Source organism: Ensifer sp. 1H6 (assembly GCF_001976035.1).
In the GTDB taxonomy this organism is placed as follows: domain Bacteria; phylum Pseudomonadota; class Alphaproteobacteria; order Rhizobiales; family Rhizobiaceae; genus Ensifer; species Ensifer canadensis.
Genome location: NZ_MOAI01000044.1, coordinates 17,842 through 43,242 on the forward strand (window position 1 = coordinate 17,842; position 25,401 = coordinate 43,242).

Sequence of the window (25,401 nt, forward strand, 5' to 3'; positions counted from 1 at the left end):
CGCGCCTCCTACCGCCACGCCACGGCGAAGACGGCAACGGCTGCGATCACACCGACAATCATCGCCAGCACGTAGTGGGTCACGACGCCGGTCTGGAGCCGACGCAGCGCCGCGCCGCCGCGCAGGATCGAGCGGGCAACGCCGTTCACGATGGCGTCCACGCCGGTGCGATCGATCCGCAATCCCGCCCGTGCCGCCCCATGCAGGAAGGGCAGCGCCGCGGTCTCGGACACGTCGCTCACCGCCTTCTCGTAGCGCGCCAGCGGTTTCTCAGCGATCCACATGAAGACCCGCGCGCCCTTGCGGTAGAACCAGTCAGTGTCGAGGCTGATCGTATTCTCGGGATCGAGCGCCTTGAGGAACAACACGAACCCCAACGCTGTAAACATCAGCACGCCGAGGCTCTCGGTGACATGGACGCCGGTGTAGGGTTCGAAGTCGACCGGATAGGGCAGCAGCGCATACAGCACCTGGGGGAACACCCCGATCGCGATGCACAGCACCGCCGCCATGCCCATCGCGACCAGCATGTTGCCCGGCGGTTCGCGCGCCTCCAGCTTCTGATCCGTGCCGAAGAACATATAGTACGGGAGTTTCAGTCCGGTGTGCAGGAACGTCCCTGACGACGCCATCGTCAGCGCCAGCACCACCAGCGCCCGATGGTCCTGCCCGGCGGCGGCCACCACCATCGACTTGGTGACGAAGCCGGAGAAGAATGGAAATGCCGAAATCGCCAAGGCACCGACCATATAGAGCGCCACGGTCATCGGCATGGTTTTGTAGAGCCCACCAAGCTCGGTGAGCTTGCGACGGCCGGTGACGTAGATGACCGCCCCCGCCCCCATGAACAAAAGCGCCTTGTAGAGGATATGCGCGAAGGCATGGCCGGTTGCCCCGTTCACGGCCATCTCGGTCCCGATGCCGATGCCCGCCACCATGTAGCCCACCTGACTGACGATGTGATAGGCCAACAGTCGCCGGCAGTCGTTCTCCAGCACTGCGTAGATGACGCCGTAGAGCGCCATCGCGGTGCCGAGCCAGACCAGAAGCTCGGTGCCCGGAAACGCCCGCGCCAGTACGTAGACGGCGGTCTTGGTGGTGAAAGCGCTCATGAACACCGCCCCGGTGACGGTCGCCTCCGGATAGGCGTCGGTCAGCCAGGCGTTGAGCGGCGGTACCGCCGCGTTGAGCAGGAACCCGGCAAGTATCAGGTAGGCGCCGACGCCCATCCCACCCTCGATCGGACCGAAAAGCAGCGAGCCGGTGGCCAGCCCGTGGAGAATGATGCCGCCGAGCAGGGCAACCCCGCCGGTGATGTGGACCATCAGATAGCGAAAACCGGCGGCGATCGCCTGCCGGCTGCCCTGGGCGAAGACCAGATAGGCAGAGGCAAATGCCATGGCCTCCCAGAACAGGTACAGGGTCAGGTAGTCGCCGGCGAACACCACTCCGAGCGCGCTGCCGACGTAGACGAACGCTGCGACATGCTGGCCGGCGTGAGGCAGGTGCAGCGCGTAGACGGTTCCGATCAGCGCCATGATGGTGAAAACGGTGGCGAAGACGATGCTCAGCTTGTCGACCTTCGCGATCAGGACTTCCTGCCCGATGAATTGCATCTCGCCATAGCTGCCCGGCTGCATTGCAAGCACGGCGAGGATCGCCAGCGCCGGAACCAGCAGCAGATAGGCCTTGCGGATCGACCCATTGAGCAACGGGATCGGCAGCGCGCCGAGAATGAAGATCAGGCTCGGATGGATAAAATCAATCATAGTAATCCTCGCGCCGCATGAGCCCACACTGGTGGCCGAGGAACTTGGAAACGAAAATCAAAACCATGCAGGAGCCGAAGCCGTAAACGGCAGACCAGCCAGGCAGGCGGTCCCACAGGTATTCGGCGTGTTCGCGAGAAACCAGAAAGTCGGCGACGACGATCAGGACGAGCACCAGATAGAACAATCGGCGGCGCTGCCTGGCATATTCTTCGTCACCAAAGAAGTTGACGACGCGTTTGATCATTTGACCACTCCGTCCGCCAGGGCGAGAAAATAGCCGGGAAAGATGCCCATCAGCACCGAAAGGATGGCGGTTGCGACCAGCGGGATCGTCATCATCGGAATTTCACGAACCGTCGCCGGGCTCTCCTGCACCTCCGTCCCGAAAAAGGCGACATAACTGACCGGCAGGAAGTAGGCGGCGTTCAGGACCGAACTCACTAAGAGCACGATCAGGAACGCAATCTCCCCCGCCTCCACAGAGCCCAGCGCCAGATACCACTTACTGACGAAGCCCGCGGTCGGTGGCACCCCGATCATGCTGAGTGAGCCGACAAAGAATGCCCCCATCGTCCAGGGCAGCCTACGGCCGATACCGGCCATATCGCTGATGTTCCGTTTGCCAGACGCGCAGTAGATCGACCCGGCGCAGAAAAAGAGTGTGATTTTCGAGAAGGCATGCGCGGCAATGTGGATAATCCCGCCGACCATTGCGACCGGCGACAACAGAACCACGCCCAGCACGATATAGGACAGTTGGCTCACCGTCGAATAGGCGAGCCTCGCCTTCAGATCGTCCCGGGTCAGGGCGTAGACCGACGCCATCAGGATGGTGAACGAGACCAGATAGGCCGTGGCTGTGCCGAGGCCCAGTTCGCCGACCAGTCCGACGCCAAAGACGTGGAACACCACGCGCAGCACGCAGAATACGCCCATCTTGACCACCGCCACCGCATGCAAGAGCGCGCTGACTGGTGTCGGCGCCACCATCGCGGCAGGCAGCCATGCGTGCACCGGCATCACGGCGGCCTTGGCAAAGCCGAAAAGATAGCAGAAATAGACGACCGTCAGCAGCGCCGCCGATGCATCGGCCCCCGCCAGCAGTCCCCCCGCCACAAAGTCCAGCGACCCCGCAATGTGATAGGTCAGCGCCAGCGCGGCAAGCAGCACGCTTTTTGACGCACCCATCAGATAGACGAGGTACTTGCGGCTGCCCTTCCATCCCTCTTCGTCCTCGTGGTGGTAGACGAGCGGATAGGTAACCAGGCTGAGTACCTCGTAGAAGATCACCAGCGTAAACAGATTGGCGGCGAAGGCGCCCCCAACGGCCGCTGCCAGGCTGGTGGCGAAACAGGCGAAGAAGCGGGTCTGCGCATGCTCTTTCAGGTGCCGCATGTAGCCGATGGAATAGATCGCGGCCACGATCCATAGAAGTGACGATACTGTGGCAAAGACCATGCCGAGCGCATCGACGCGGAAAGCGAAGTCGATCCCCGGTAGTATCTCGAAAAGGCGCAAATCGACGGTCCCGCCCGCCAGTACTGTGGGCGCCATCGATGCGACAATCGCGAACAGGGCGATCGCGGCCAACGGCGAGACGACGTCGCGGAGTTTCTCGCGGTTGTTGAGAAGGACAACGGCCAGGGCCGCCAGAGCCGGGACGGCGACGGCAAGCAGCGGCCGGATCGTTGTCTCCGGGTCCAAGCCGCTATCCTTTCATCATGGTCACATCGTCGACCTTGAGGGTGGATTTGTTCCTCACAAGGGCGACCAAGATGCCGAGGGCGACGGCAACCTCCGCCGCAGTGATTGCGATGACGAAGATCGCGAAGATCTGCCCGCGGAAATCGCCGTACTGACGGCCGAAAGCGATGAAGTTGATGTTGACCGAGTTGAGCAGCAGCTCCAGCGACATCAGCACAACCAGAATATTGCGTCTGAGCAAGACGCCCGCCGCTCCAATCACGAACAGCGCCACTCCGAGCAAAATATACCACCAGAGCGGAACCATCACCCTGGCTCCTTCCGCGCCAGCACGATGGCGCCCACCAGGGCCGCCAGCAGGATCACGGAGGCGGCTTCAAACGGCAGGAGATAGTCGGAGAAAAGCGTCGTGCTGAGCTGCCTGATCGCGTCACCGTCGCGCGTCGCGACCGGTTCGACGACGGAAAAGCGGTCGCTCCGGAGCACCAGAACGAGCATCTCGATGCCAAGCAGGACGAGCAGCACGAGAGTCGGAAGGCTGCCGCCCGGCAAGAACCGCTGCAAGACGGCTTCGCGCACGTCGATCATCATGATCACGAATAGGAACAGCACCATGATCGCGCCGACATAGACGAAAATCTGGATGACGGCGAGCAACGGCGCCTCCAGCATGATGAAGATTGCGGAGATCTGCAGAAAACACGCCATCAACGCCAATGCGCTGTGAACCGGATTCCGCGCCACGACGACCATCAGGGCCGCGACCACGGCCACCGTAGCGAACAGAAGAAAGAACCCCTGATCCATCGACGCCGCCCCTCGGGCGCGAACTGTCACTCGGCGAGACGGCCGGATTGGAGTAGCGCCGCACTTCAGATGCGTTCACAAATTGTGCCCTAGTATCGGATTTTTCACAAGATTATTGTCGGCGGTCGGCTAGAGGGGCGACCTTCGGAGGGAAACTTGACAAGGGGCATCGTAGACGTGCCTAAGCCGCAACCGACGTTTCATGCAGATGCCGCCATCGGAGCGAGCCATCCGCTGAAGCTTCCAAAACGACGGTCGAGCGTCTTGCGGTTTGAACCCCGCCCGCATCCGCGTGCGTCTCGCGATAGGTGACGCAGGCTCCGCCCGACCATTCATGACAGATCTGCATCTCGTCGACCGTGATCCGCAGCTCCGGGCGTTTCCCGTGCAGACGTCCGAACAATTCGCCCACGCCCTCTTTGCCAAGCGCGGTCCCTTGCATGGAGATCATGCGAAACTCAGGCGAGAAGCGTTCGAGCAGTTGCACCAGATCGGCAGGCCGAGCCGCCCCGATGAACCAGCGTTCGATCGCGACGTGGACATCGACAATCTCACGGAAGAATCTTTCAGTATCGGTCACGTTCGGCTCCTTGTCGGACAGTGTGAAAGAATGGGCTACGCGCGCTAATCGGCTCGCCGCAGGCGCAGAACGAAGGGCAGCGGAAACACGATCAGAACGGCAGCGATCACAAAACAGTAGCGGTAAGCCAGGGCATCGGCCGCACCGCCGCTGGTCGCGAGGAAGAGCCCCAGCAAGCCTCCCAGCACACTCGCACCGAGCGAGAAACTGAGCTGACGGTTGATGTTCCACAGCGCGCTTGCCTCTGCCATCCGTTCCGTTCGAACCGACGTAAAGGCTGCCGTCTGGGCCGTGCTCGTGCAAAGGCTCGCTCCGAAACCCATCAGAACAAAGGACGCGATCCTGACGGTGAACATTCCGGCGAATGGTGTGGCCAACAGCAGCACGCCGGCGCTGGTGACGGTCATGCCGACGAGAAAGAGCGAGCGCGGGCCTCGGGACGCAAACATCCGCCGCGTGGACATGATGGCGACGCAGGATGCGGCTGCCCATGGGAGCATAAGCATTCCCGTTTGTGTGGCCGTCAGACCAAGGCGGTCCTGCAAGTACAGGGAGGCGATCAGGTTTACGCCCGTGAAAACGCCCGGCACACACAGGTAGATGATGCTGCCAGTCCTGAGCATCGGATCGGAGAGCAGACGCAGATCAAGCAGCGGTTCGCGCGAACGCAGCGCATGGCGGAAATAGGCGGCGCCCGCGACAATCGCCAAGGCAAGGACAATCGCGGCATGAACGCCGCGTCCCGCCTGACTAGTGAGCGTCAGGCCAAGGGGAAGGCAAAACAGGGTGATGGCGCTCAGCAGGAAGCCGGCAATGTCGAGCGCCGGCTTCGCTTCCGCCAACCGATCGACCGGCGCCCAGGCAAGGGCCAATGCTGCTATCGCCGCTGCCAGTGGCGCAACACCGATAAACACCCAGCGCCAGGACACATGATCGGCAGCGATCCCGCCGATGGCGGGTGAAAGTGCCGGCACCAGCAGCGCAACCGTCATGACCACGGCCGTCAGATGGGCGCGGTCTTCCGGCGGATAGGCGCGATAGGCCATGCTCTGGCCGACCGGCACGAGCAGTCCTCCGCCGAGACCCTGAACGAGCCGCCAGGCGAGAAGCGTCGCAATCCCAGTGGCCATACCCCCGCCGAAGCTTCCCACCGCCACAATGAGCAGAGAGGCAATGAACACGCGGCGTTCGCCGATCCGGCGCGCAAGCCAGCTCCCCAGCGGAATGGCGACAGTCAGGCCGAGCATGTAGATCGTGCCGACCCAGGCGAGATGCACGACGGATGCGCTCAGCTCCCGCTGCAACGCCGGCAGGGCGGCATTGAAGATGAACATATTCGCGAGATCGACGGCGAAGCCGAGAAGATAGAGGGTGGCAATTCGGGAGCGGGCGGACACCGGGAAAACCTTTGATAGGAATGACGCCCGCAGGGTATTCCCTTTCATATCGTCGAATAAGGCGATACAATTCGACAACACTTGTCGACTCTATTTACCAATTGGAGTGCGTTATGGCGGTGAGTCTTGATCGCCTGACTGCTTTGCGAGCCGTCGTGGAAGCAGGATCGTTCACTGCGGCCGCCAAGCAACTCAATCAGGCCAGGGCCGCCGTCAGTTTCAACATCAAGCAGCTCGAAAGGGAATTGGGCGTCACGCTCCTTCATCGCACCACGCGCAGCCTTGCTCTGACCGATGCCGGAGAACGGTTCTATGCGCGCTGCCTTCGCATTCTCACGGAAGCCGATGAGGCGATTGCCGAAGCGCGCACGGAGCAAACGGTGCTGAGCGGCAGCTTGCGCCTGACATCGACGGTTGAATATGGCGTCGCGGTGATCGCTCCGGCGCTTCAGAAATTCACTGCGCTGCATCCAGACCTCGACGTCCAGTTCGAAGCCTATCCGACGAATGTCGACCTCCTGCGCGACCGCTTTGACGTCGCAATCCGGCTGGGGCGCAACGAGCAATTCCAGACGTCGCCATATGCTGGTGTGCACCTGGGGACGTATCAACTCAGGCCAGTCGCGTCGCCGGACGTCCTCGCCCGCGTTGATCGAACTGTCGTTGGTGCACCCAAGATGCTGAGCGCGCTGCCGCACATCAGCAATGCCACCGTCGACCATGTGAAAAGCTGGACAATGTTCGACGAAGACGGGTGCGAATGCGCGTTCGAGGTGCCTCGTCCGTCCCGGCTACTTGCCAACAACGCATCGGTTGTGAAGGCGCTGGCGGTTGCCGGCGCAGGCGTTGCGCTTCTGCCTGACTGGTTCGTCGCGCCAGAACTTGCCAAGGGCACGTTGGCCGACGCCCTGCCGTCCTATCGCTTCCCCGATCACCAGATTTACGCGATGCACCTGCCCATGCAGATGGTCCCGCAGAAAATCCGGGCCTGGCTCCTTTTCCTCAAGGATCATGTCCGTCGTTGATTTCCTGGCACGGTACGCCGGACTTCTGCTCGGAAGTTCTCGACCAAACCCTACATTCCTACATGGCGGAGCGTGACAGATTCAAACTACCACCTCGTGAAGATCATCGACCTTCTCGATACCGTGTCCGGTCATCGCCGATGCGTCGACATGTGGGTCGTAGCAATTCCTCCTGCTTTATCCGATGTCCGGCGCTTCAACCCGCGAGGATCGATTGTTCGACGATCGTCAGCGCCCGGTCGAGTTCCTGGCGAGAGACCACCATGGGCGGCGAAAGCGTCATGACGTTGCCCTGACTGATCTTCAGGCTCAGCCCCGCTTCCATGCAGCGATAATAGGCCCGCTCCGCCAGCGCATTGTCCGGCGTGAAATCCGTCCGGTCGGATACGATCTCGACGCCGAAAAGCAGGCCGCGGCCGCGCACATCCCCGACCGCCGCGCAGCGTTCGGCGAAAGTGCTGAGCCGCTCCATCGCATAGCCGCCGAGTTCGGCGGCGCGCTCCGCAAGCCCCTCCTCGATGATGATGGAAATGGTGGTCAGAGCCGCGCGCGTCGTCACCGGGTTCTTTTCGTGCGTGTAGTGGCCGATGGCATAGTCGCCCGCCACGTCGAGATCGCGCCTGGCGACCACGCCCGCGATCGGCAAAATGCCGCCACCGAGCGATTTTCCAAGCACGAGGATGTCGGGAACGACGTCGTCGTGCTCGCAGGCAAAGAAGCGGCCGGTCTTGCCTAGGCCGGTCGGAATTTCGTCGAAGATCAGCAAGGTTCCGTGCCGGTCACAGGCCTCACGCACCTGTTTCCAGAAGCCCGGCGCCGGTGGATTGGGCGTCGCCCGCATCGGTTCGGCGACCAGCGCTGCAAAATCGCCCTCGCGGGCAAGGACGTAGGAGATCATGTTGGCGCAGGCGCGCGCGGAACTTTCGAGATTGTCCTGACCATAGGCGCAGCCATGGTTTGCCCAGGGCGCGACGTGTTCGGCGCCCGGCAGGAGCGGGCCGGCTATGCCCGAGCGGAAGGTCGCCTCGCCGCCGACGCTCGACGCGCCGAAGCCGGCGCCGTGGAAGGCATCCCAGAAGGAAAGCGTCTTGAACCGGCCGGTCGCGGCGCGCGCCAGCTTCAGCGCGACTTCGATCGCATCGGATCCACCCGTGGTGAACAAGACCTTGCCGAGATCGCCGGGCGCAAGACGGCCGAGCATCTCGGCAAGCTCGACGGCAGGTTCGCAGGTGAAACGACGCGGTGCAAAACACAAATCATCGATCTGGGCCTTGATTGCCTGTTTCAGCCGGGGATGGCCATAGCCGATGTGGTGAACGCTGTTTCCATGGAAGTCCATGTAGCGCCGGCCAGAGGTGTCCTCGATCCAGATGCCCTCCGCCTTGGCGATGGCGGTCAGGCAGGGGCTTGACAGGCTCTGGTGCAGGAAGGCGGCGGCGTCGCGCGCCACAAGGGAGTTCGTCCGTTCGTCGCCCATCCGGGCGTTCCAGGCCCCGCGCGCTGCCGATGTGTTGGCTTCGCCCTCCGTGTGAACCAGGGCGGATGCTGTGGCTTTCATCGCTTTCTCCGATCATCGTGCAGCTGCGTGCAAGCTATCGCATCTATCGGAGAGTGAACAAAATCGATATTAATGAGACAAATTAAGAATTCTTCGATGCCGATGCATCACCTAGGGGGCTTCCGCCTGTCATGCGCTATGTCCAGCTTCGGGCTTTCCATCACGTGGCTCTTGCCGGCAGTTTTTCGCAAGCTGCCCGAGCATTGCACCTCACGCAGCCTGCCATTTCCGACCAGGTGCGCTGGCTGGAGGAGGAATACGACGTCGCCCTATTCGTTCGAAAGCGCCGTCAGATCGAGCTGACACCGGCAGGTTCCCGGCTCCTGGCGGCGACCCACCGCCTGTTCGATGCCGAAGGCGAAGCCCTCGAGGTCCTGCAGGAGGAGCGATCGCTGCGGGCAGGCATGCTCAGGATCGCAGCCGATTCGGTGGATCACGTCCTGGACGTGCTCACCGTCTTCCAGGCGCGGTTTCCCGGCATTCAGATCAAGATCGTCGGCGGCAATTCCAACAGCATCGTGGAGGATTTGCTTGCCTACGACGTGGACGTCGGCGTCCTTGGCGAATTGGCCGATGAGCGCCCGTTCGAAGTCTTTTCGCTCAATGTCTCCCCTGTCGTGCTCTTCGCCGCGAAATCGCATCCCCTGGCGACGCGGACGAGCATTCCGCTTGAGGCGTTGAGCGCATGGCCCCTGATCATGAGGGAGCAGGGTTCACGCACCAGGCAGATGCTGGAGAAGCTCGCGGCGGCGCAAGGGGTGACCCTCCGCTACGCAATCGAGGCCGAAGGACGCGAAGCCGTCCGGCGGATCGTTGCCGCAGGCATGGGTCTCGGGGTTGTGTCCGAAGCGGAGTTCGACAACGATCCGAGGCTGGTGAAAATCGCGCTCGAACACCAGCCGCTTTCGATGCATGAAAAGCTGATCTGCCTGAAGGATCGCCGTAGCAGCAAGTCAATACAGGCCTTCTTCGCGACTGCGCGCGCACTGTCGCAAGGCTAGTGCGTTCCCCACCCCGCATGACCATCGATAGCCAATCGCGAAGATCCCTCGCCTTCGGCAGCGTCGCGTTACCTAGCGAAGCAACGCGCCTCCGACGCGCCGCAGCGAACGCTTGTGCCCCGCGGCACATCATGTCATTAGGACGCCTTCCCCGGAGACTGGCACATGACGAAAAACATAATCGCCGGAAAACCTTTGAAAAGATTGGTGTTTATGGCGTCCCTTTTTTTGTGGACACCGGCGAATGCAACGCCGGCACTCGTCGTGGATGCCGACAGCCATCAAGTTCTCTATCAGGAAGATGCCGGCGTACCCTGGTATCCGGCCTCGACAACCAAGCTCATGACCGCGTTCGTCGTGTTTGAAGCCCTTCGGTCTGGCGAGGTGACACTGACGACACCGGTCACCATGACCCGCAACGCAACGAAACAGGCGTTTCTCGAATCCGGCCTGACCTTCGGCCGGACAATGACCCTCGAAGACGCGCTCTTTGCCACGATTACGGCTTCAGCAAATGACGTCGCTGTAGCCTTGGCAGAAGTAGTCGCTTCCGGCGAAACGTCTTTCGTTCGGCGAATGAATGAAGCGGCGGCCCGCATCGGGCTTACGGGCACGCATTTTACCAATCCAAACGGTCTATTTGACCGAGAGAATTACACGACTGCCCGCGATCTTGCGATACTTGGGTTGGAAGTGGACCGGATGTTTCCTGAATATCGCCGCTTCTTCCTGGCTTCGGCAGTCACGATCGACGGTAAGGAGATCAAGTCCAACAATCTGTTGTTGACGCGTTTCAGCGGCACCATCGGGATGAAGACTGGTTTCCTATGTGCATCCGGACGAAATATCGTCGGGCTCGCAACTCGAAATGGAAGGCGCGTGATGGTGGTCATCTTGGGCGCAACGACAGAACGGGAACGCAACGAAAGATCCGCGCAATATCTGACGCAAGCCTTCGATGGAACGCTGTCCTCCGATGCAGTGCTTGTGGATCATCTGCCGAACCGGACCGGTGTCGCGCCGCAGGATATGCGCCTTCGCCTCTGTACCGACCAGAGTGCTGACTACGAGGCCAGCCGAAATAAGCTTTATCCAATGGGCCTGGCAGGTCAGGAAACCTACTTGCGGGATCATATCCCCGGGCAGGTCCACGCGATCACGACATGGGCCAACGATAACGTCACGGATGTACCAACACCCGCACCACGCCCATCATAATCACAACAACGAGCCGGCTGTATGGTGCCATACACCTTCGGCCCGGGTCCCCAGCGATCTGCCCAGAGCCGCGGCCTGCGGTTCATGGGTCGCCGGCGGCACGCAGATACCCCCTCCGGCTCCCGTCTGGATGCACGGCCTTAGCCGTATGACACGCGCAGTTTGGTTTAGAGGTGCGCCCGCGCGTGAAAGTGTTAATGTGGAAAGTCACGGATTTGCATTGCCGCCCCTGTTTCGATCACTGTCGAGGGAGACTGCAAGATGGCAAAGAAGCTGCTCGAAGGCGCCTCGAAGGAGGATCAGACCTGGTTGGCCGAAGTGACATACCGGTTCGCGTTCGATGCTGTGTATAGGCCCCTACCACCGGATGCGAACGCTGCCCGGTCGAGACTCGAGGCTGGAAACCGGGCCTTCGCCGAACTCCTTGACCGGATCACCTCATCACCACCCGCAAAGCTGAACATCGCTGTCGACCCGCATGATGTCGGCCTTCTTCCCGGGCGCAGCGCGGCACCCAAACAGCAACCGTTTGCGGCAATTGTCGGTTGTGCCGATGCGCGTGTTCCGGTGGAGCTGATCTTTTCCGAAGGCCCGAACGACCTGTTTGTCGTCAGGGTGGCCGGCAATGGCATGGGCGACGACGTCACGGCCAGTCTGAGCTATGCGGTTGATCATCTCAAGGATAGCCTGCGCACGATAGTCATCCTCGGCCACAGCGGGTGCGGGGCCGTTTCGGCGGCCGTCGACGTCTATCTGAAGCCAGCAAAATATATGCAAATCATGACGCAGAAGGATCTGCGTCAAATCCTGGACAGCATATTGATTGTGATCCAACTTGGCGCGACCTGGCTGGAGCGGGTGTATGGGACCGAGGTCGTACGTCGGCCGGGATATCGGACCACACTGATTGAGGTGGCGATAGCGCTAAACGCGGCGCTGACCGGGTATGGCATTCGTTCGCGCCTGAACTTGGCGGCCCGCGGCGAAATTGAAGTCGTCTACGGCGTCTATCTTCTGGAGGAGCGGCTTGTGTGGTCACCAAGGGGAGAGAACCCTGACTGGTTTCATTTGTCCGTCGCACCAAGGGACCCGGATGACTTCGTCATATTGTGTGACCTCCTGGTGTCGTGCCCTCGGGTAATAGACTTGCTCGATACCACTCCAAAGGCCGTGCCGCACTAGGAGACCTGTGCGCGGGTGCCTGGGCTGGCGTGTTGATCTGCAGCTCTCAATCTGAACAATGGATTGAGGGATTCGATATCACGTCGGCGCATGGGTCAGGAATAGTTCGGTTTTGCCGTTGATCGCTGCCAGCATTCGTCTTTGGATGAGCTTGCCAGACTTTCTTCTGATTTCTGTCCCGTTTCGTCGGCTTACGCCTGCTTGCGGGTCGCCTTCGCGGCGATGAGCCCTCCACCGGTTACGGGGTAAACAAAAAGCCCGCGGACCTTTCGGTCTCGCGGGCTTTTGTGTGTCTGGTTGCGGGGGCCTGATCATGCAGAGACTTGTAATTTCGGGACGCCGTATGAACTTCGCTCATATATCGACGTCGTCGCCGCACCTTGAGGCGCCTAGCCGCAGCGATGACGCGGGCGGTGATCGGCGTGTAGCACAAGAGCAGGAGGTCGGCGTCAGCCACTTCGCGCATCAGCCTCAACGCCGCGCGCCCGAAGCCCGGCATCGATTTCCGGGCATTTGATTTCCTGATCCGTCTGAACGGCTTTCATGGCATTCCTCCTTCTTCATCCGATGCACGGCGCGTCAACCCGCGACGAAAGATTGCTCGACGATCGTCAGCGCCTGCCGAGCCAGCCTCAAGCCCGGATGTGCTGCGAGACGGCGGACGGCTGACATTCAGTTCGGCCCCGGCTCCGGCGAAACTGCCGAGCCGCGCGGCGGCTTCAAAGGCCCGAAGCCACTTCAGCGGCAGGTGAGCGGAAACCATGACACCCTTAGTTTTTCAGCGAAGTGCCACTAATCCTTTTGATCGAGGTGACGAGCAAAATCATCCTACTTTAGGCGAAATTGTTCTGCGGATAGTGAAACTCTAGCGTGCTGCATCAGGTTGGCGCCTCCGTCTTCAATCCGCTGGCGATCGCGCCAAGACTGATCCGCAGTGCCACAAGGGGACCGAAGGGTGATTGCGGCGGCGGCCAAAAGGGCGCTGCTCGAAAGTGGGGGGACAGATGTTTGCGGATTTCGAGGTCTTTCAGCAGGCGTTCGACGTGTGCGTCGCGGGCGCTGGCCCGGTCGGTATTGCCGCTGCGCTGGAATTGAGCAGGCGCGGCATGCGAACGCTGCTTATCGAAGCCGGGCCGAAACGATCGAAACGACCCCAACGAAACGAAACAGGCTTCGACATAGAAGACGATATCTATCACGCTTCGGACCGACATACTTCGGCCACCGGACTTGGCGGCACGTCCGAACGATGGGGTGGGCAATGCGTTGAGCTGGATGATATAGACTTCGAAGCAAGAGATTATGTCGCACACTCCGGTTGGCCTATTGCTCACGAAAAGATTTCGCCTTTTTATCAGCGGGCGCGGGCTCTTTTGAGCAGCAATGTCGCCGGCGAGCGATCGGAGCCGGAACCGGAGACTGATTTCCCATCATCGCGGGAAAGCTGGACACGAATACGCAACACAGCGAAGGCCAACAGCGCCGAGCTCGCTTCGTCGAAGAACCTCTTCGTCGCCCTGGACGCGAGGATCAAAGCTCTGGCGTTCGATCCGGTTGAGGCGCGAGTACATTCCATGTCGATTGCCTGCCGCGGTGGTTCGTACAAGGTGTGCGCCGACCAATATGTGCTGGCCTGTGGCGGCAGAGGTAATACCCGGCTCCTGCTGAACCTCCAGCTGGCGTTTCCGCAATTGTTCGGCGGAAGCGATGGGCCGCTCGGGCGCTTCTACATGGGACATCTCGCTGGACAGATCGCGCAGATCGAATTCGCCACCAAAGAGCATGCCGAACGGTATCTTTTTAAGCGCACATCCACCGGAACCTTCGTGTGTAACCGGTTTCAACCCGCCCCCCAATTGCAACGGGCACTCGAGCTGCCGAACATCGCTTTTTGGCCGACGAACCGGAGGGCCGCTTTCGGCGAGGCCGACGCGGCGCTCTCGCTGCTATATCTCTGGAACAGTCGGAAGTCCTTCGTCCACAAGGCCACATGGGGCGAAGCCGACCGATTCCGTTACTATAATGCGCTGCATAATGTACTGCGCAATCCCCTTAGCGCGACCTCTTCGGCGCTGGGGCTGCTTCGCCAAAAATTCAGCTTGGCCGAACCATATGTTCTGCTGCGCAGGCCAGACATGAAATACGGTCTTCGCTACCATGGGGAGCAAATTCCAAGCAGTTCAAGCCGCGTCTTCCTCAAGCCAGAGCAAGATGCGGACGGCCAGTTCAAGCTCGACGTCTCATTCCGATATCTGCCTCAGGATTTTCGCGGGACGCTCCAAGCACATGTCGCCTTGGATCGCTGGCTCAAGGAGCGCAAGATAGGCAAGCTGATATTCGACGCAGCCCCCGAAAACCTCGAAGAGCATATCGCCGCGCAAGCCAAAGACGGCTACCATCAGATCGGGTTGACCAGGATGGGCGTGGACCGCAACCATGCCATCGTCAACCACAACTGTCGCGTCATCGACATCGCTAACCTCCATATCGCCGGTAGCTCCGTTTTCGCTACGTCCGGACAAGCGAACCCCACGCTTCCCGCCGTCGCCTTGGCCATCAGACTCGCCGAACATCTCGCCAGCGAGGCCCGCCATCAAAGCACGGCGGCGAGTTTGTCGACGAGCAGCCGCGGAAGCCTCTCTCCCGGCCCTCAACCCGTCACGGAAATCCTGTCCTCACTCTGACTCTCGGGGGGCGTTGCGTGGGAAGCTCCCCACTCGAAGGCCGGCGACCCTGGCGCCGGTCAGGGGGAAGCTGTCCGCACATAGGCTCAACTTGGCGCCCCCAGACAGGACACTAACCGCCACCCCTTACAATACTAATCTTACTAATCAACACCCTCTTGACTCCTAATTGACACCGACCGTTGCTTTGTTCTGCCTTAGAACGCCAAAAAGCCCGCGGACATTACTGTCTTGCGGGCTTTTTTTTGATTTGGTTGCGGGGGCCTGATCGCACCGAGACTTGCAATCCCAGCGCCTTGCCTGAGCTTTACGCAACCATTCTGTTATACGGTCCAGCGGTCATTCGCTTCGTCACCCTATCGGTGCGGCTCTTCCGGCGCTGTCGCGTGCGGGTCAGATCGTTTCGATGAGAACGCGGTTGCCTAGCCCTTGTCCATCGCAGACTGCAAGGTTGCTCGCATCTCGTTGGCAACGTCTTTTAGGATTGCTGTGAATTTTTCCGCGACTGCCGAACCCGTTTTTCGGGCCGGACGCCAGACGGCGAGCGCGTAGGGGACGCCGACGCTGAACCTTCGCAGGACCACGCCCTTGCCCAAATAGTTCGCGGCGGTCAGCGGATTGATGATTGATACGCCCACTCCGGCTGAAACCATTGAACAGACGCTTGCCGCAGTCGTCGTTTCAACCGCGTAGCTACGCGAGATGCCCGCTGCAAAGAAGATGTCGTCCAGTTTCCGTCTATACGGGTCATCCTGCGAAAAATAGACGAACGGGACACTATCGAAATCGGCAGGCTCGAGAACCGGTTTGGACGAAAGCGGATGACCAATCGGCAAGACGCAGACCAGGTCGCCAACTTCGATGCGCTGCGAGATAACTCCCTGATGTTCGAACCGGCCTTCAGTTACCCCCAGGTCAAACACGGTCGTGGTCATCTCATGCTGCAGAGCCAATTCCTCGAGGGAATGAAGGGACAAATGAACCGCGGGGCGATGCTTCAGGAGCCGTTGCGCCACACGGGGCAGGATCGCCTCAGCATAGGCGGGGATGGTCGCGACCCGGCAGTTCGCGGCATTGTGCGTTCGGATCGCGGACGCGGCCCGACTAATTTCTTCCATGCCGACGAAGGCGCGGCGCACGACTTCATGCAGCAGCAGCGCCTGGTTCGTCGGTGTCAGGCGCTTGCCGAAGCGCAAGAACAGCTCGAATCCGATCCGCTGTTCCATATCCCGCAACTCGCGGCTTATCGTTGGTTGCGATGTCCCCAAGGCCGCCGCAGCCGCGGTCATGCTCTTGTTGATCATGATGGCGTTAAAAATCTCCATCTGACGCTGATTGAGCCGCATCGTTCCGTTCTTTCTCTTTCCCGCCTCTGAGATACCACCATTCCCGTCGTTGACCGGTCGAGGTTCCAGCAATTTGCATATCAAATCTGAATAAGACGGCCTTAGCAATTATTTCCCAAGCATCGCGAGGTCTGGAATCATCCGCTCATTAGGAACCGCTGATGCAATTATTCGTGATGGGCTGATGACAAACCATACGGAATCGCCGAATCGCCTGGGAAAAGACCGGGAGTGGCTCGTCTATCAGGCTGGCGGCCTGCATATCGAGGATGTATGTCTAAGCGCCGTGGCAAGGGCCGTGCCGACCCCTTTCTACTGCTATTCCGCAGATGCCATCCGATCGGCGTACAAGTATCTCGCGTCTGCCGTTAACCCGATCGGCGTTTCGATCTGTTTCGCGGTCAAGGCCAACAGCAACATCGCCGTGCTTGGCTTGCTGGCGGAACTTGGTTGCGGCATGGACATCGTTTCCGGCGGAGAGCTTGAGCGCGCCCTCGCCGCGGGAGTGCCGGCATCGAAGATCATCTTCTCCGGGGTTGGAAAGACGCGCGCCGAGATTGCCCGCGCAGTTGAGGTCGGCATCCACCAGATCAACGTCGAGTCGGCAGCTGAAATCACCGCAGTGGCCGAGGTTGCTCGAGGACTTGGCCAGCGCGCGCCGATCACGCTTCGCGTGAATCCCGACGTCGATGCAAAGACACACGCAAAGATCACGACGGCAACCAAGGACAGCAAGTTCGGAATCCCGATCGGCGATGTAGCCGACCTCTATGCCGAGGCAGCGGCGATGCCGGAACTCGAGGTGTTGGGCGTCGCCGTTCACATCGGATCGCAAATTCACGACATGTCGCCGTTCCGACGTGCCTTTGCGGCAATGGCCGAGCTGGTAATGTTCATGCGCGGGAGAGGACTGGTTGTGCCGCGTCTGGATCTTGGCGGCGGGATAGGCATCGCCTCGGACGACACTCCGGGTCCCGACATCGCAGAATATGCTGCAATCATCGCCGAGACAGTCGGCCACCTTGGCTGCCAACTGACTGTGGAGCCCGGTCGATGGCTGGTCGGACGGGCGGGATTACTGGTGACGGAGGTTCTTTACCTCAAGGAAATGCAAAGCGGGGCCATGGCCATCCTGGACGTCGGGATGAACGACCTGATGCGTCCGGCGCTTTACGACGCGCAGCATCCCGTTTTAACTCTTCACGAGCCGCGCACGGATCGGGCCGCCCCTCGCTACAGCCTCGTGGGTCCGATCTGCGAAAGCTCCGACAAATTCGGGACGTATAATAGGCTTGGCGAGATGCGCGCGGGCGATCTGCTGGCGTTCGATTGCGCCGGCGCCTATGGCGCGTCGATGGCCTCGACCTACAACTCCCGTGATCTCGTGGCCGAGGTACTCGTGGAGGGCAGCCGGTTCCGGACGATACGGCGTAGGCAAAATATCAGCGAGATGCTGAGGCTCGAGCAAGCGGGAAGGTGGCAGCTTCCCGTTCCGGAAGGGCAGGAAGCGACCAGGTCAGCTCAACCGGTCTCGGACGGGGCGCTCAGGACGCCGGTGACAATCGGCACGAACTGAACTGAAAACTGATCCGGAAACGGAACAGTCGGGGAGGCACGCGGCGACATTCGTCGTGCACGTCGACCCGGACGGGGAACCAAGAAAAAGGAAGAAGGACGGACAAATGCTTAATAAGGTCAAATTTCTAATGGCGACGGGGCTGGTCACGCTTGCCCTGGCCTCGCCGACACTGGCGGCAGATCACGTATTGCGGATCGCCTACCAAGAGGATCCGAAGACCGTCGACGTGCAGATGACGCAGGATTTCTACACCCTGCCGCTGAATGTTTACGACCGGCTTATCGAAGCGGAAACGAGCGGCCCCGGCCAATCGAAGCTGGTGCCCGGCCTCGCCGAGAGCTGGGAAGTTTCGGAGGATGGCAAGACCTATACGTTCCATCTGCGCAAGGGAGTCCTTTTCCACAATGGCGAGGAACTGACGGCCGATGACGTCGTCTACACCTTCGACCGGATGCTCGACCCCAAGACCAAGGCCCTCAGCACCGATATTCTCGACTTCGTCGATGGCGCCAGGGAGCGTCTGGACGGAACGGCCACCACCGTCCGTGGATTGCAGGCGGTAGACAAATACACTGTCAAGATCGTTCTGCGCGACCCCTACGCGGCCTTCACCGCCCTTATGGCCGCCCCGGCCGCCTCGATCTACAATCGGAAGTTCACCGAACCGTTGGGCGACCAGTACGGTCTCACGCCTGAAACGACCAACGGCACTGGTCCGTTCAAGTTGACGGAATACAATCTGAACGACAATCAGGTTCTCGAAGCCAACGACCAGTACTACCGTGGTCGTCCCAAGCTCGACCAGATCATCATCCGCGTTGTCGCAGATTCGGAAACCTTGCGGCTTCTCTTTGAATCTGACGAACTGGACGTCTTCGACGTTGACTACGCTCCGACGCAGTTGCCTTATTTCACCAGCAGCGATCAGTGGAAGGGCCAGGTCCGGGCGGGTCCGCGCGTCGGCATGTACTACTATCACATCAACCAGGCGCTGAAGCCCTTTGACGACGTGCGCGTCCGCAAGGCATTCCAGATGGCCATCAACCGCGAGGAAATTCTCCAGAAGAATTTCTACGGCAAGGGCATGGTTGAAAACGGCGTGATGCCGCGTGGCCTTACCTGCTACGCCGCCGCCACGCCGATCGAATACAATCCGGGCAAGGCCAAGCAACTTCTGGCCGAAGCGGGTTATCCCAACGGCGTGGACATCAAGCTTGCGCAGGTCAGCAGCTGGTCTTCGAAATGGTCTGACATGAACCAGATCATTCAGGCCCAGATTAAGGAAGCCGGCTTCAACGTCCAGATCAACACGATGGACGAGTCGGCCTATCTTGCGAGCCGCAAGGCCGGGACGGTCGACAACTACACGCAAAACTGGTCCGCTGACTTCAACGATCCGGATAACTTCTTCTACACGTTCTTCAGCAAGAGCGGGACAGCGGTTCGTGGTTACAACAACAACGATACTGAAGTCTTCGCGGCTCTCGACAAGGCACGGTCGATGACCAATCCCGAGGAACGCTGCGCACTCTATCAGAAGATGACCGATCGGATCGTGCAGGAAGACGCGGCCTGGGTGCCGATGTTCAGCCTCGATCACGCCTACGTCGTCCAGCCGCGGGTGAAGAACTTCGTGGTGCCGTGGAACGGCTGGAGCGACATGAGCTACTATAAGATGGAAGTCGAATAAGGCATTCGAGGTGGCGGGCGTTGTTCATCGGTGCCCGCCCCATCTGAGTGCGCGCTTGTCGCCAGTGCGCCTTCTCTGGCAGGTATCTCCTTGCAGCTCTCGCCTCAGTGAGACCCAATGAAAGATTTCTTTCGATGCTTATCTTCGTGATAAAGCGCATCGCGATTTCGATCCCCGTTCTGATCGCCATCACGGCGTTGCTTTTCATCATGCTCAATGTGATCCCCGGCGATCCCATTGCGCTGATGATGAAGGAACATGCGAGCGCCGACGTGATCGACCGCGTACGTGCCCAGATGCACCTCGATGATCCGCTGCTCACGCGGTATTTCAGGTTCCTTTTCGCCGCGCTGCAGGGCGATCTCGGCGTGTCGATCAAGCTCAACCGGGACGTGACGACACTCATACTCCACGCCTTCCCGAATACGCTTCTCCTCGCGGCCAGCGCGGCGATCGTTTCCTGGGTCATCGGCATCCCCGTGGGGATTCTGTCGGCGGTTCGGCGGGGCTCCAAGCTCGACCATTTCTTCATGGGCTTCTCGCTTCTGGGCGTGTCGATGCCGATCTTCTGGTCCGCCCTGCTGATGCAGTACATCTTCGCCTTGAAACTGAAATGGCTGCCGGTGTCGGGGTTCTACGGCTTCGAATATGTGATCATGCCCGCCATGGTTCTGGGGTGGAGCTCCGCAGGCGTGATCGCCCGTTTGACTCGATCCAGCCTCTTGGAAGTGATGCGCCTTGACTATATCCGAACGGCCCGGGCAAGGCCTTCGCGAGATCCTGGTAATTCAGCGGCATGCACTCAAGAACGCGCTCATTCCCGTGGTGGCTATCATGGCGATCCAGGTTGCCACCCTTCTGTCCGGCGCGGTCATCACCGAAGCGATCTTCGGCATTCCCGGCGTCGGCCGCATCTCCGTCAACGCCATTCAGGCACGCGATATGCCGCTTCTACAAGGGTCGGTCCTCTTTGCGACTACCCTTGTCATTATGGGGAATCTGATTGCCGATATTCTCTACTCCGTTCTCGACCCCCGCATTCGATACCAAATGAAGGGAGGATCGAAGTGACGCAATTTTCCGAAACAACGGAAGACTTTGCCGATACGAGCGAGAGCGACAGCTTCTTTCGTGAGACGGTCAGGGTCTTTTGCAGAAACCGCATGGCGGTGATCGGGCTGATCCTGGTCGGCGCTCTGGTCTTCGTTGCGATTTTTATTCCGCTTATCAGCCCCCACGATCCCTACCGCGTCGCGCTGGACGAACAGTTCTTGCCGCCGTCCACCACCTATTGGCTCGGGACAGACAATTTTGGCCGGGATCTTCTGACACGGATTCTCTATGGCGCTCGGATCTCGTTGGTCGTCGGCATCGTGCCGAGCTTCATCTCTCTGGTGATCGGGGCCGTAATGGGCATCATCAGCGGATATTTCGGAGGCAAGACCGATGTCCTCATCATGCGCCTAGCCGATACCATGCTCGCTTTCCCGTCGCTGCTCTTGGCGATGGTCGTGATGTACACGCTGGGCGCAAACCTCTTCAACATCTTCATCGCGTTGAGCCTCGTCGGCTGGGCAGGTGTGGCGATGGTCGTGCGCTCCCAAACGCTCGCCCTCAAGGAGAAGGAATACATCGAGGCGGCGCGCGCGAACGGCACGAGCAAAGTGACGATCATGGTTCGCCACCTCTTCCCCAATGTCATCCCGACGCTGATCGTCCTGTTTTCGCTCAGCATTCCCGAGGCGATCATGTGGGAATCGAGCCTCAGCTTCCTCGGTGTGGGCGTCCAGCCACCCGAAGCGAGCTGGGGGTTGCTAGTGGCAAAGGGCAAGGAATACCTCTTCTCGGCACCGCTGGTCGCGATCATTCCGGGGGTGGCAATCCTGGTCGCGGTGCTGGCGTTCAATTTTGTCGGTGACGGGCTGCGCGACGCGCTCGATCCCTACATGAAAGACTAGCGGCGCTGCGATGACAGATCAGAGCATATTGTTAAGCGTGCGCAACCTGCGCACGGAATTCCAGACCCAGCGCGGCTCCGTCAAGGTTGTCGACGGCGTGTCGTTCGACGTCGGCCGTGGCAAAATTGTGGGTCTGGTGGGAGAATCCGGCTCCGGCAAGAGCGTGACGGCGCTGTCGCTGATGGGGCTGGTGGCATCCCCCCAGGGAAAGGTAAGCGCCGACAGCATTATGCTGAACGGCACCGACCTGACACGGCTGAACGCCGAAGAACTGCGGCGCAACCGCGGCCGTCAACTATCGATGGTGTTCCAGGAGCCTATGACATCCCTGAACCCGGTGAGAACCATGGTCCAGCAGGTCGGAGAGCCTCTTTCGATTCACACGGATCTCTGTCGGCGTGCTATCCGCGACAAGGTTCTGCACATGTTCGAAACGGTGGGCATACCGGAACCTGCGGCGCGTCTCGACGTCTATCCGCACCAGCTGTCGGGCGGTCTCAGGCAACGGGCGATGATCGCCATGGGACTAATTTGCGAACCGAAGCTTCTCATCGCGGACGAGCCGACGACCGCGCTGGATGTGACGACACAGGCGCAAATCCTGCGGCTGATGATGGCGCTACGCGACAGGGTCGGCACCGCGATCGTCATGATCACCCATGATCTCGGTATCATCGCAGAGATGTGCGACGAGGTGAACGTGATGTATGCGGGCCAAATCGTCGAGCAAGCCAACGTCTTCGACCTCTTCGACCGGCCATCGCATCCCTATACGCGCGGACTTCTCGCATCGATCCCGAAGGCGACGGAAAAGCGCTCGGCGGAACGCATGAACAGCATTCCGGGTGTGGTGCCCAACCTCGCCAAACTTCCCACGGGCTGTCGTTTCAATCCCCGATGCGGGGACGCGATGCCCATCTGTCGGGTGCACCAACCCGAACTGACGGATCTCGGCAATGGTCACAAGGCCCGCTGTTGGCTTCACGACAAACAGGGAGGAAAGCTGTGAGCGAAGTCCTCATCTCAACCGACGAGCTTAGCAAGCACTATCCTATCGGTACAAGTTTCTTCGGCCGACGGGATCAGGTGATCCGTGCCGTGGACGGCGTCAGTTTGGATATCTACGAGAGAGAGACATTCGCGCTGGTGGGCGAGTCGGGCTGCGGCAAGACCACGCTTGGCCGTGTCATGCTGCGGCTCCTCGACCGGACCGCAGGCACCGTGCGGTATCGCGGCCAGGACCTTCACGCGCTGAACGATGCAGCGATGCGGGCGATGCGCAAGAAGCTCCAGATCGTCTTTCAGGACCCGTTTGCCTCGCTCAATCCCCGGATGCGGATCAAGGACATTCTGGCCGAACCGCTGCGCACGCACCGCTTCGGAACAGAGGCCCAGATCGAGGAACGCTGCGGCGAACTGCTCGACATGGTCGGGCTGCGGCGAACCTTGTTGCGCCGTTACCCGCATCAGTTCAGCGGCGGGCAACGGCAGCGCATCGGCATCGCCCGCGCTCTCGCCAACAGCCCTGAATTCGTGGTCTGCGACGAGGCCGTTTCGGCGCTGGACGTCTCGATTCAGGCGCAGGTGCTGAACCTGCTCCGCGATCTTCAGGAACAGCTGAAGCTGACCTATCTGTTCATCACGCACGATTTGAGCGTGGTTCGCCAGTTCGCTGACCGCGTCGGCGTGATGTTCCTGGGGCGGATGGTGGAGGTCGGCACGACGGAGGAGATATTTTCCAATCCGCGTCACCCCTACACGATGTTTCTAATTTCGGCGGTTCCGCGCGCCGATCCACATCAGCGGAACCGCGAAAAGCCGTTGCTGGTCGGCGACATTCCGAGCCCGATGAACTTGCCGACCGGATGTCGATTTCAGACGCGCTGTCCTTACGCTCAGGCGATCTGCAGGACGGAGGAACCGGCCCTGTCCGATCAGGGCGGCCGGCCAGTCGCGTGTCATTTTCCCCTGGGTCTGTGAATTTCAAGAAGGAAGGAGCTGAGCGTGGATCTGATCGTTTCGCAAGACGGGGACGGCTGGCAGGCCACATTTGGAGACAAACGCTGGCGCTGCGCCGTTGGCCGCGGCGGCTTGCATACAGACAAGGTCGAGGGCGATGGCGTCAGCCCCGTGGGCCGTTGGCCGATCCGCCAGATTTTCTACCGGGCAGACCGGATGGCCAAGCCGACAACGCGGTTCCCCTGCCATGAGATCGACAGGTTGGACGGCTGGTGCGACGCCCCCTCGCACCCAGACTACAATCGCCAGGTGAAGCTACCCTTCGCCGCGAGCCATGAAGAGCTTTGGCGACAGGACGATCTCTATGACGTTGTTGTCGTATTGGGACACAATGACGACCCGCCGGTCGCCGGCGCGGGCAGCGCGATCTTTCTGCATGTCGCCCGACCGACCTATTCGCCGACTGCGGGTTGCGCCGCGCTCTCGAAAGAGGATCTGCTCGCCTTTCTGGCAATTGCCGAACCTACCTCGCATCTGTGCTTTCACCGTCGATCCGCATGATCTCGGTCAGCAGCCATCTCAGACACCCGCACCTGTTCCCATCCCGCGCGCGCATGGGCTGCCTACTCTCACGGAGGGCAACGACGACGGTTTCCTGTCGGCTGAGAACGGCGTCCACGGGTTCGGCGATGCCGGTATTGCGGCCTCGCTCGACGACATGCAGACCTGGGAAACCCATATCGACGACCCGAGCTGCCGCTACAACCGCTTGTCGGCCCCGGTGACTTTTCGCGACGGATCTCCCGCCAGCTACGGGTATGGCCTGCGCCGGGATGACGTCGGCGGCATCAAGGTGACCGATCTTGGCAGCGGTCTGCGCGGCTTCAGTGGCTGCACGCGGCGGCGGAGCGGCTTTCGGTGGTGTTGATGTTCAACCATGACACCAGCACACTCTCGGCCGCCACAGCCCTTCTGGACGCGGCTACCGGCCGCGTTACCAGTCCCCAGCCTGTCCACGCCGAAGATTGGGACGGACTTTGACTGAATGACGAACAAGGGCTGGTTGTCATAACCGTTCAGGATCCGCCCGGCGTCAAGCTCCATTATGCGCCGTCGGCGGCAGGAGTTATGGTCACCGCAGACGGTGTCGCCCATGACCAGGGCTCACGCTTCAAAAGGAAGGTCATGCGCCGCGAGAGCGAAAACCTAGACGTGGTCGCCCGCCTCCTTCCCCCTGTCAAATGGGCCGACGGAGGCGGGATTGCTGGACGCTATTGGTCGGAAGAGCTGGAAGCCTATCTCGGGATCGAGACCCGCGACTGCGCCACCTACGCGGTCTTCGAAGGCATGTTGGGCACTGGTCCGATGGAGTCGATATATCCGCTCTCCGACGAAATCTGGATCATAACGACAAGGCGCTTGATGGACGCTGCCCCGCCTGGCGATTGGTCGGTTCAGGCCCATCGGGACGCAGGCGGTATCGTGACCGACCTGACCGTCGGCTGCTGGCTCCCACGAAAGATCAGCTACCAACGCGTTCGGTGATCGCACAAGCCTGCCGCGTGCAGGGCCTTGATGATATCGTCGATCAATTTCTTGGTGTCGCCGTGCGGTTCGGGCCTGATGGCAGAATGACCGGCACTTTCACTCCCGACGGCCGAAACACAGAGTTGGTTTCGCGTTCTGGATTTGTCATTTCTGTGCCGTTTCGTCGGCTCACGCCTGGTTGCGCGTCGCTTTCGAGGCGCTCAACTCGAAGCGCCGTTACGAGACAAACAAAAAGCCCGCGAACCTTTCGGTCTCGCGGGCTTTTGTTTGATTTGGTTGCGGGGGCAGGATTTGAACCTGCGGCCTTCAGGTTATGAGCCTGACGAGCTACCGGGCTGCTCCACCCCGCGCCATCTCGGTAAACCGCTATGCGGTTTATCCGGTGCGTAAACC

At 60.5% G+C, this 25,401-nt stretch carries 22 protein-coding genes, 1 tRNA gene and 2 pseudogenes; 14 read left to right on the forward strand and 11 right to left on the reverse strand.

Going from position 1 to position 25,401, the window contains the following annotated elements:
* Positions 1-8: 8 nt before the first annotated feature.
* From BKP54_RS31695 to BKP54_RS31725, 7 genes are all read right to left on the reverse strand, one after another.
* Positions 9-1,769 carry a Na(+)/H(+) antiporter subunit D gene (locus tag BKP54_RS31695; protein ID WP_084815461.1) on the reverse strand — a complete coding sequence of 587 codons (1,761 nt, stop codon included), beginning with the start codon at positions 1,767-1,769 and terminating at the stop codon, positions 9-11.
* Positions 1,762-2,016, reverse strand: a complete 255-nt coding sequence (locus tag BKP54_RS31700; RefSeq protein ID WP_025431453.1) for a hypothetical protein — start codon at positions 2,014-2,016, stop codon at positions 1,762-1,764. Before BKP54_RS31700 ends, BKP54_RS31695 begins: the two co-directional genes overlap by 8 nt.
* The gene (locus BKP54_RS31705; protein WP_084815462.1) at positions 2,013-3,476 is read right to left on the reverse strand and encodes a monovalent cation/H+ antiporter subunit D family protein; all 1,464 of its coding nucleotides are present in this window, start codon (positions 3,474-3,476) and stop codon (positions 2,013-2,015) included. Before BKP54_RS31705 ends, BKP54_RS31700 begins: the two co-directional genes overlap by 4 nt.
* 4 nt (positions 3,477-3,480) lie before the next feature.
* Positions 3,481-3,783 carry an NADH-quinone oxidoreductase subunit NuoK gene (nuoK, locus tag BKP54_RS31710; protein ID WP_025431455.1) on the reverse strand — a complete coding sequence of 101 codons (303 nt, stop codon included), beginning with the start codon at positions 3,781-3,783 and terminating at the stop codon, positions 3,481-3,483.
* A complete protein-coding gene (locus BKP54_RS31715) occupies positions 3,783-4,283 on the reverse strand; it encodes an NADH-quinone oxidoreductase subunit J (RefSeq protein ID WP_084815463.1) in 501 nt (166 codons plus the stop codon). The genes nuoK and BKP54_RS31715 overlap by 1 nt, the downstream gene beginning before the upstream one ends.
* Before the next feature lie 181 nt (positions 4,284-4,464).
* Entirely contained in the window at positions 4,465-4,863 is a 399-nt protein-coding gene (locus BKP54_RS31720; RefSeq protein ID WP_084815464.1) for a nuclear transport factor 2 family protein, read from the reverse strand.
* A 44-nt stretch (positions 4,864-4,907) separates the two neighbouring features.
* Positions 4,908-6,260 (reverse strand): MFS transporter, encoded by a 1,353-nt coding sequence (locus BKP54_RS31725; RefSeq protein ID WP_084815465.1) that lies wholly within the window; start codon positions 6,258-6,260, stop codon positions 4,908-4,910.
* Between the two features lie 20 nt (positions 6,261-6,280).
* Between BKP54_RS31725 and BKP54_RS31730 the strand changes: the two genes are divergently transcribed.
* Positions 6,281-7,285, forward strand: coding sequence for a LysR family transcriptional regulator (locus BKP54_RS31730; RefSeq protein WP_245317972.1), 1,005 nt, complete (start codon positions 6,281-6,283; stop codon positions 7,283-7,285).
* A gap of 196 nt (positions 7,286-7,481) precedes the next feature.
* Here the strand turns inward: BKP54_RS31730 and BKP54_RS31735 are convergent, their stop codons facing one another.
* A complete protein-coding gene (locus tag BKP54_RS31735; RefSeq protein WP_084815467.1) occupies positions 7,482-8,843 on the reverse strand; it encodes an aspartate aminotransferase family protein in 1,362 nt (453 codons plus the stop codon).
* A gap of 131 nt (positions 8,844-8,974) precedes the next feature.
* On the opposite strand from BKP54_RS31735, the gene BKP54_RS31740 reads away from it, so the two are divergent.
* The 3 genes from BKP54_RS31740 to BKP54_RS31750 all read left to right on the forward strand — a co-directional run bounded on the left by BKP54_RS31740 (position 8,975) and on the right by BKP54_RS31750 (position 12,244).
* Positions 8,975-9,844: a LysR substrate-binding domain-containing protein gene (locus BKP54_RS31740; RefSeq protein ID WP_084815468.1), complete on the forward strand. Its 870-nt coding sequence runs from the start codon at positions 8,975-8,977 to the stop codon at positions 9,842-9,844.
* A gap of 165 nt (positions 9,845-10,009) precedes the next feature.
* The gene (locus BKP54_RS31745; protein ID WP_198956897.1) at positions 10,010-11,062 is read left to right on the forward strand and encodes a D-alanyl-D-alanine carboxypeptidase family protein; all 1,053 of its coding nucleotides are present in this window, start codon (positions 10,010-10,012) and stop codon (positions 11,060-11,062) included.
* Positions 11,063-11,323: 261 nt separating this feature from the next.
* Positions 11,324-12,244, forward strand: coding sequence for a carbonic anhydrase (locus tag BKP54_RS31750; protein ID WP_084815470.1), 921 nt, complete (start codon positions 11,324-11,326; stop codon positions 12,242-12,244).
* Between the two features lie 541 nt (positions 12,245-12,785).
* Here BKP54_RS31750 and BKP54_RS37415 read toward each other — a convergent pair.
* Positions 12,786-13,007: a LysR family transcriptional regulator gene (locus tag BKP54_RS37415; RefSeq protein ID WP_084815471.1), complete on the reverse strand. Its 222-nt coding sequence runs from the start codon at positions 13,005-13,007 to the stop codon at positions 12,786-12,788.
* A gap of 241 nt (positions 13,008-13,248) precedes the next feature.
* On the opposite strand from BKP54_RS37415, the gene BKP54_RS31760 reads away from it, so the two are divergent.
* Positions 13,249-14,928 (forward strand): GMC oxidoreductase, encoded by a 1,680-nt coding sequence (locus BKP54_RS31760; protein ID WP_084815472.1) that lies wholly within the window; start codon positions 13,249-13,251, stop codon positions 14,926-14,928.
* Between the two features lie 422 nt (positions 14,929-15,350).
* Here the strand turns inward: BKP54_RS31760 and BKP54_RS31765 are convergent, their stop codons facing one another.
* Positions 15,351-16,274 (reverse strand): LysR family transcriptional regulator, encoded by a 924-nt coding sequence (locus BKP54_RS31765; protein ID WP_084815473.1) that lies wholly within the window; start codon positions 16,272-16,274, stop codon positions 15,351-15,353.
* A gap of 184 nt (positions 16,275-16,458) precedes the next feature.
* On the opposite strand from BKP54_RS31765, the gene lysA reads away from it, so the two are divergent.
* The 9 genes and pseudogenes from lysA to BKP54_RS31810 all read left to right on the forward strand — a co-directional run bounded on the left by lysA (position 16,459) and on the right by BKP54_RS31810 (position 25,005).
* On the forward strand, positions 16,459-17,850 hold the full coding sequence (gene lysA / locus BKP54_RS31770; RefSeq protein ID WP_084815474.1) for a diaminopimelate decarboxylase: 1,392 nt from the start codon (positions 16,459-16,461) through the stop codon (positions 17,848-17,850).
* Between the two features lie 106 nt (positions 17,851-17,956).
* Entirely contained in the window at positions 17,957-19,543 is a 1,587-nt protein-coding gene (locus tag BKP54_RS31775; RefSeq protein ID WP_057217336.1) for an ABC transporter substrate-binding protein, read from the forward strand.
* A gap of 134 nt (positions 19,544-19,677) precedes the next feature.
* Positions 19,678-20,614: pseudogene (locus BKP54_RS31780) on the forward strand (ABC transporter permease).
* Positions 20,615-20,676: 62 nt separating this feature from the next.
* A pseudogene (locus BKP54_RS31785) lies at positions 20,677-21,501 on the forward strand (ABC transporter permease); the annotation flags it as partial.
* A 10-nt stretch (positions 21,502-21,511) separates the two neighbouring features.
* Positions 21,512-22,510: an ABC transporter ATP-binding protein gene (locus tag BKP54_RS31790; RefSeq protein ID WP_084815475.1), complete on the forward strand. Its 999-nt coding sequence runs from the start codon at positions 21,512-21,514 to the stop codon at positions 22,508-22,510.
* A gap of 89 nt (positions 22,511-22,599) precedes the next feature.
* Complete coding sequence (locus BKP54_RS31795; protein WP_280951695.1) at positions 22,600-23,481, forward strand: ABC transporter ATP-binding protein; 882 nt, start codon at positions 22,600-22,602, stop codon at positions 23,479-23,481.
* Positions 23,482-23,505: 24 nt separating this feature from the next.
* On the forward strand, positions 23,506-24,021 hold the full coding sequence (locus tag BKP54_RS31800) for a L,D-transpeptidase family protein (RefSeq protein ID WP_084815477.1): 516 nt from the start codon (positions 23,506-23,508) through the stop codon (positions 24,019-24,021).
* On the forward strand, positions 23,975-24,388 hold the full coding sequence (locus BKP54_RS31805; RefSeq protein WP_084815478.1) for a hypothetical protein: 414 nt from the start codon (positions 23,975-23,977) through the stop codon (positions 24,386-24,388). Before BKP54_RS31800 ends, BKP54_RS31805 begins: the two co-directional genes overlap by 47 nt.
* 140 nt (positions 24,389-24,528) lie before the next feature.
* Entirely contained in the window at positions 24,529-25,005 is a 477-nt protein-coding gene (locus tag BKP54_RS31810; RefSeq protein ID WP_245317973.1) for a hypothetical protein, read from the forward strand.
* A 276-nt stretch (positions 25,006-25,281) separates the two neighbouring features.
* On the opposite strand, the gene BKP54_RS31815 is transcribed toward BKP54_RS31810, so the two are convergent.
* Positions 25,282-25,358, reverse strand: a tRNA-Met gene (locus BKP54_RS31815).
* Between the last annotated feature and the right edge of the window lie 43 nt (positions 25,359-25,401).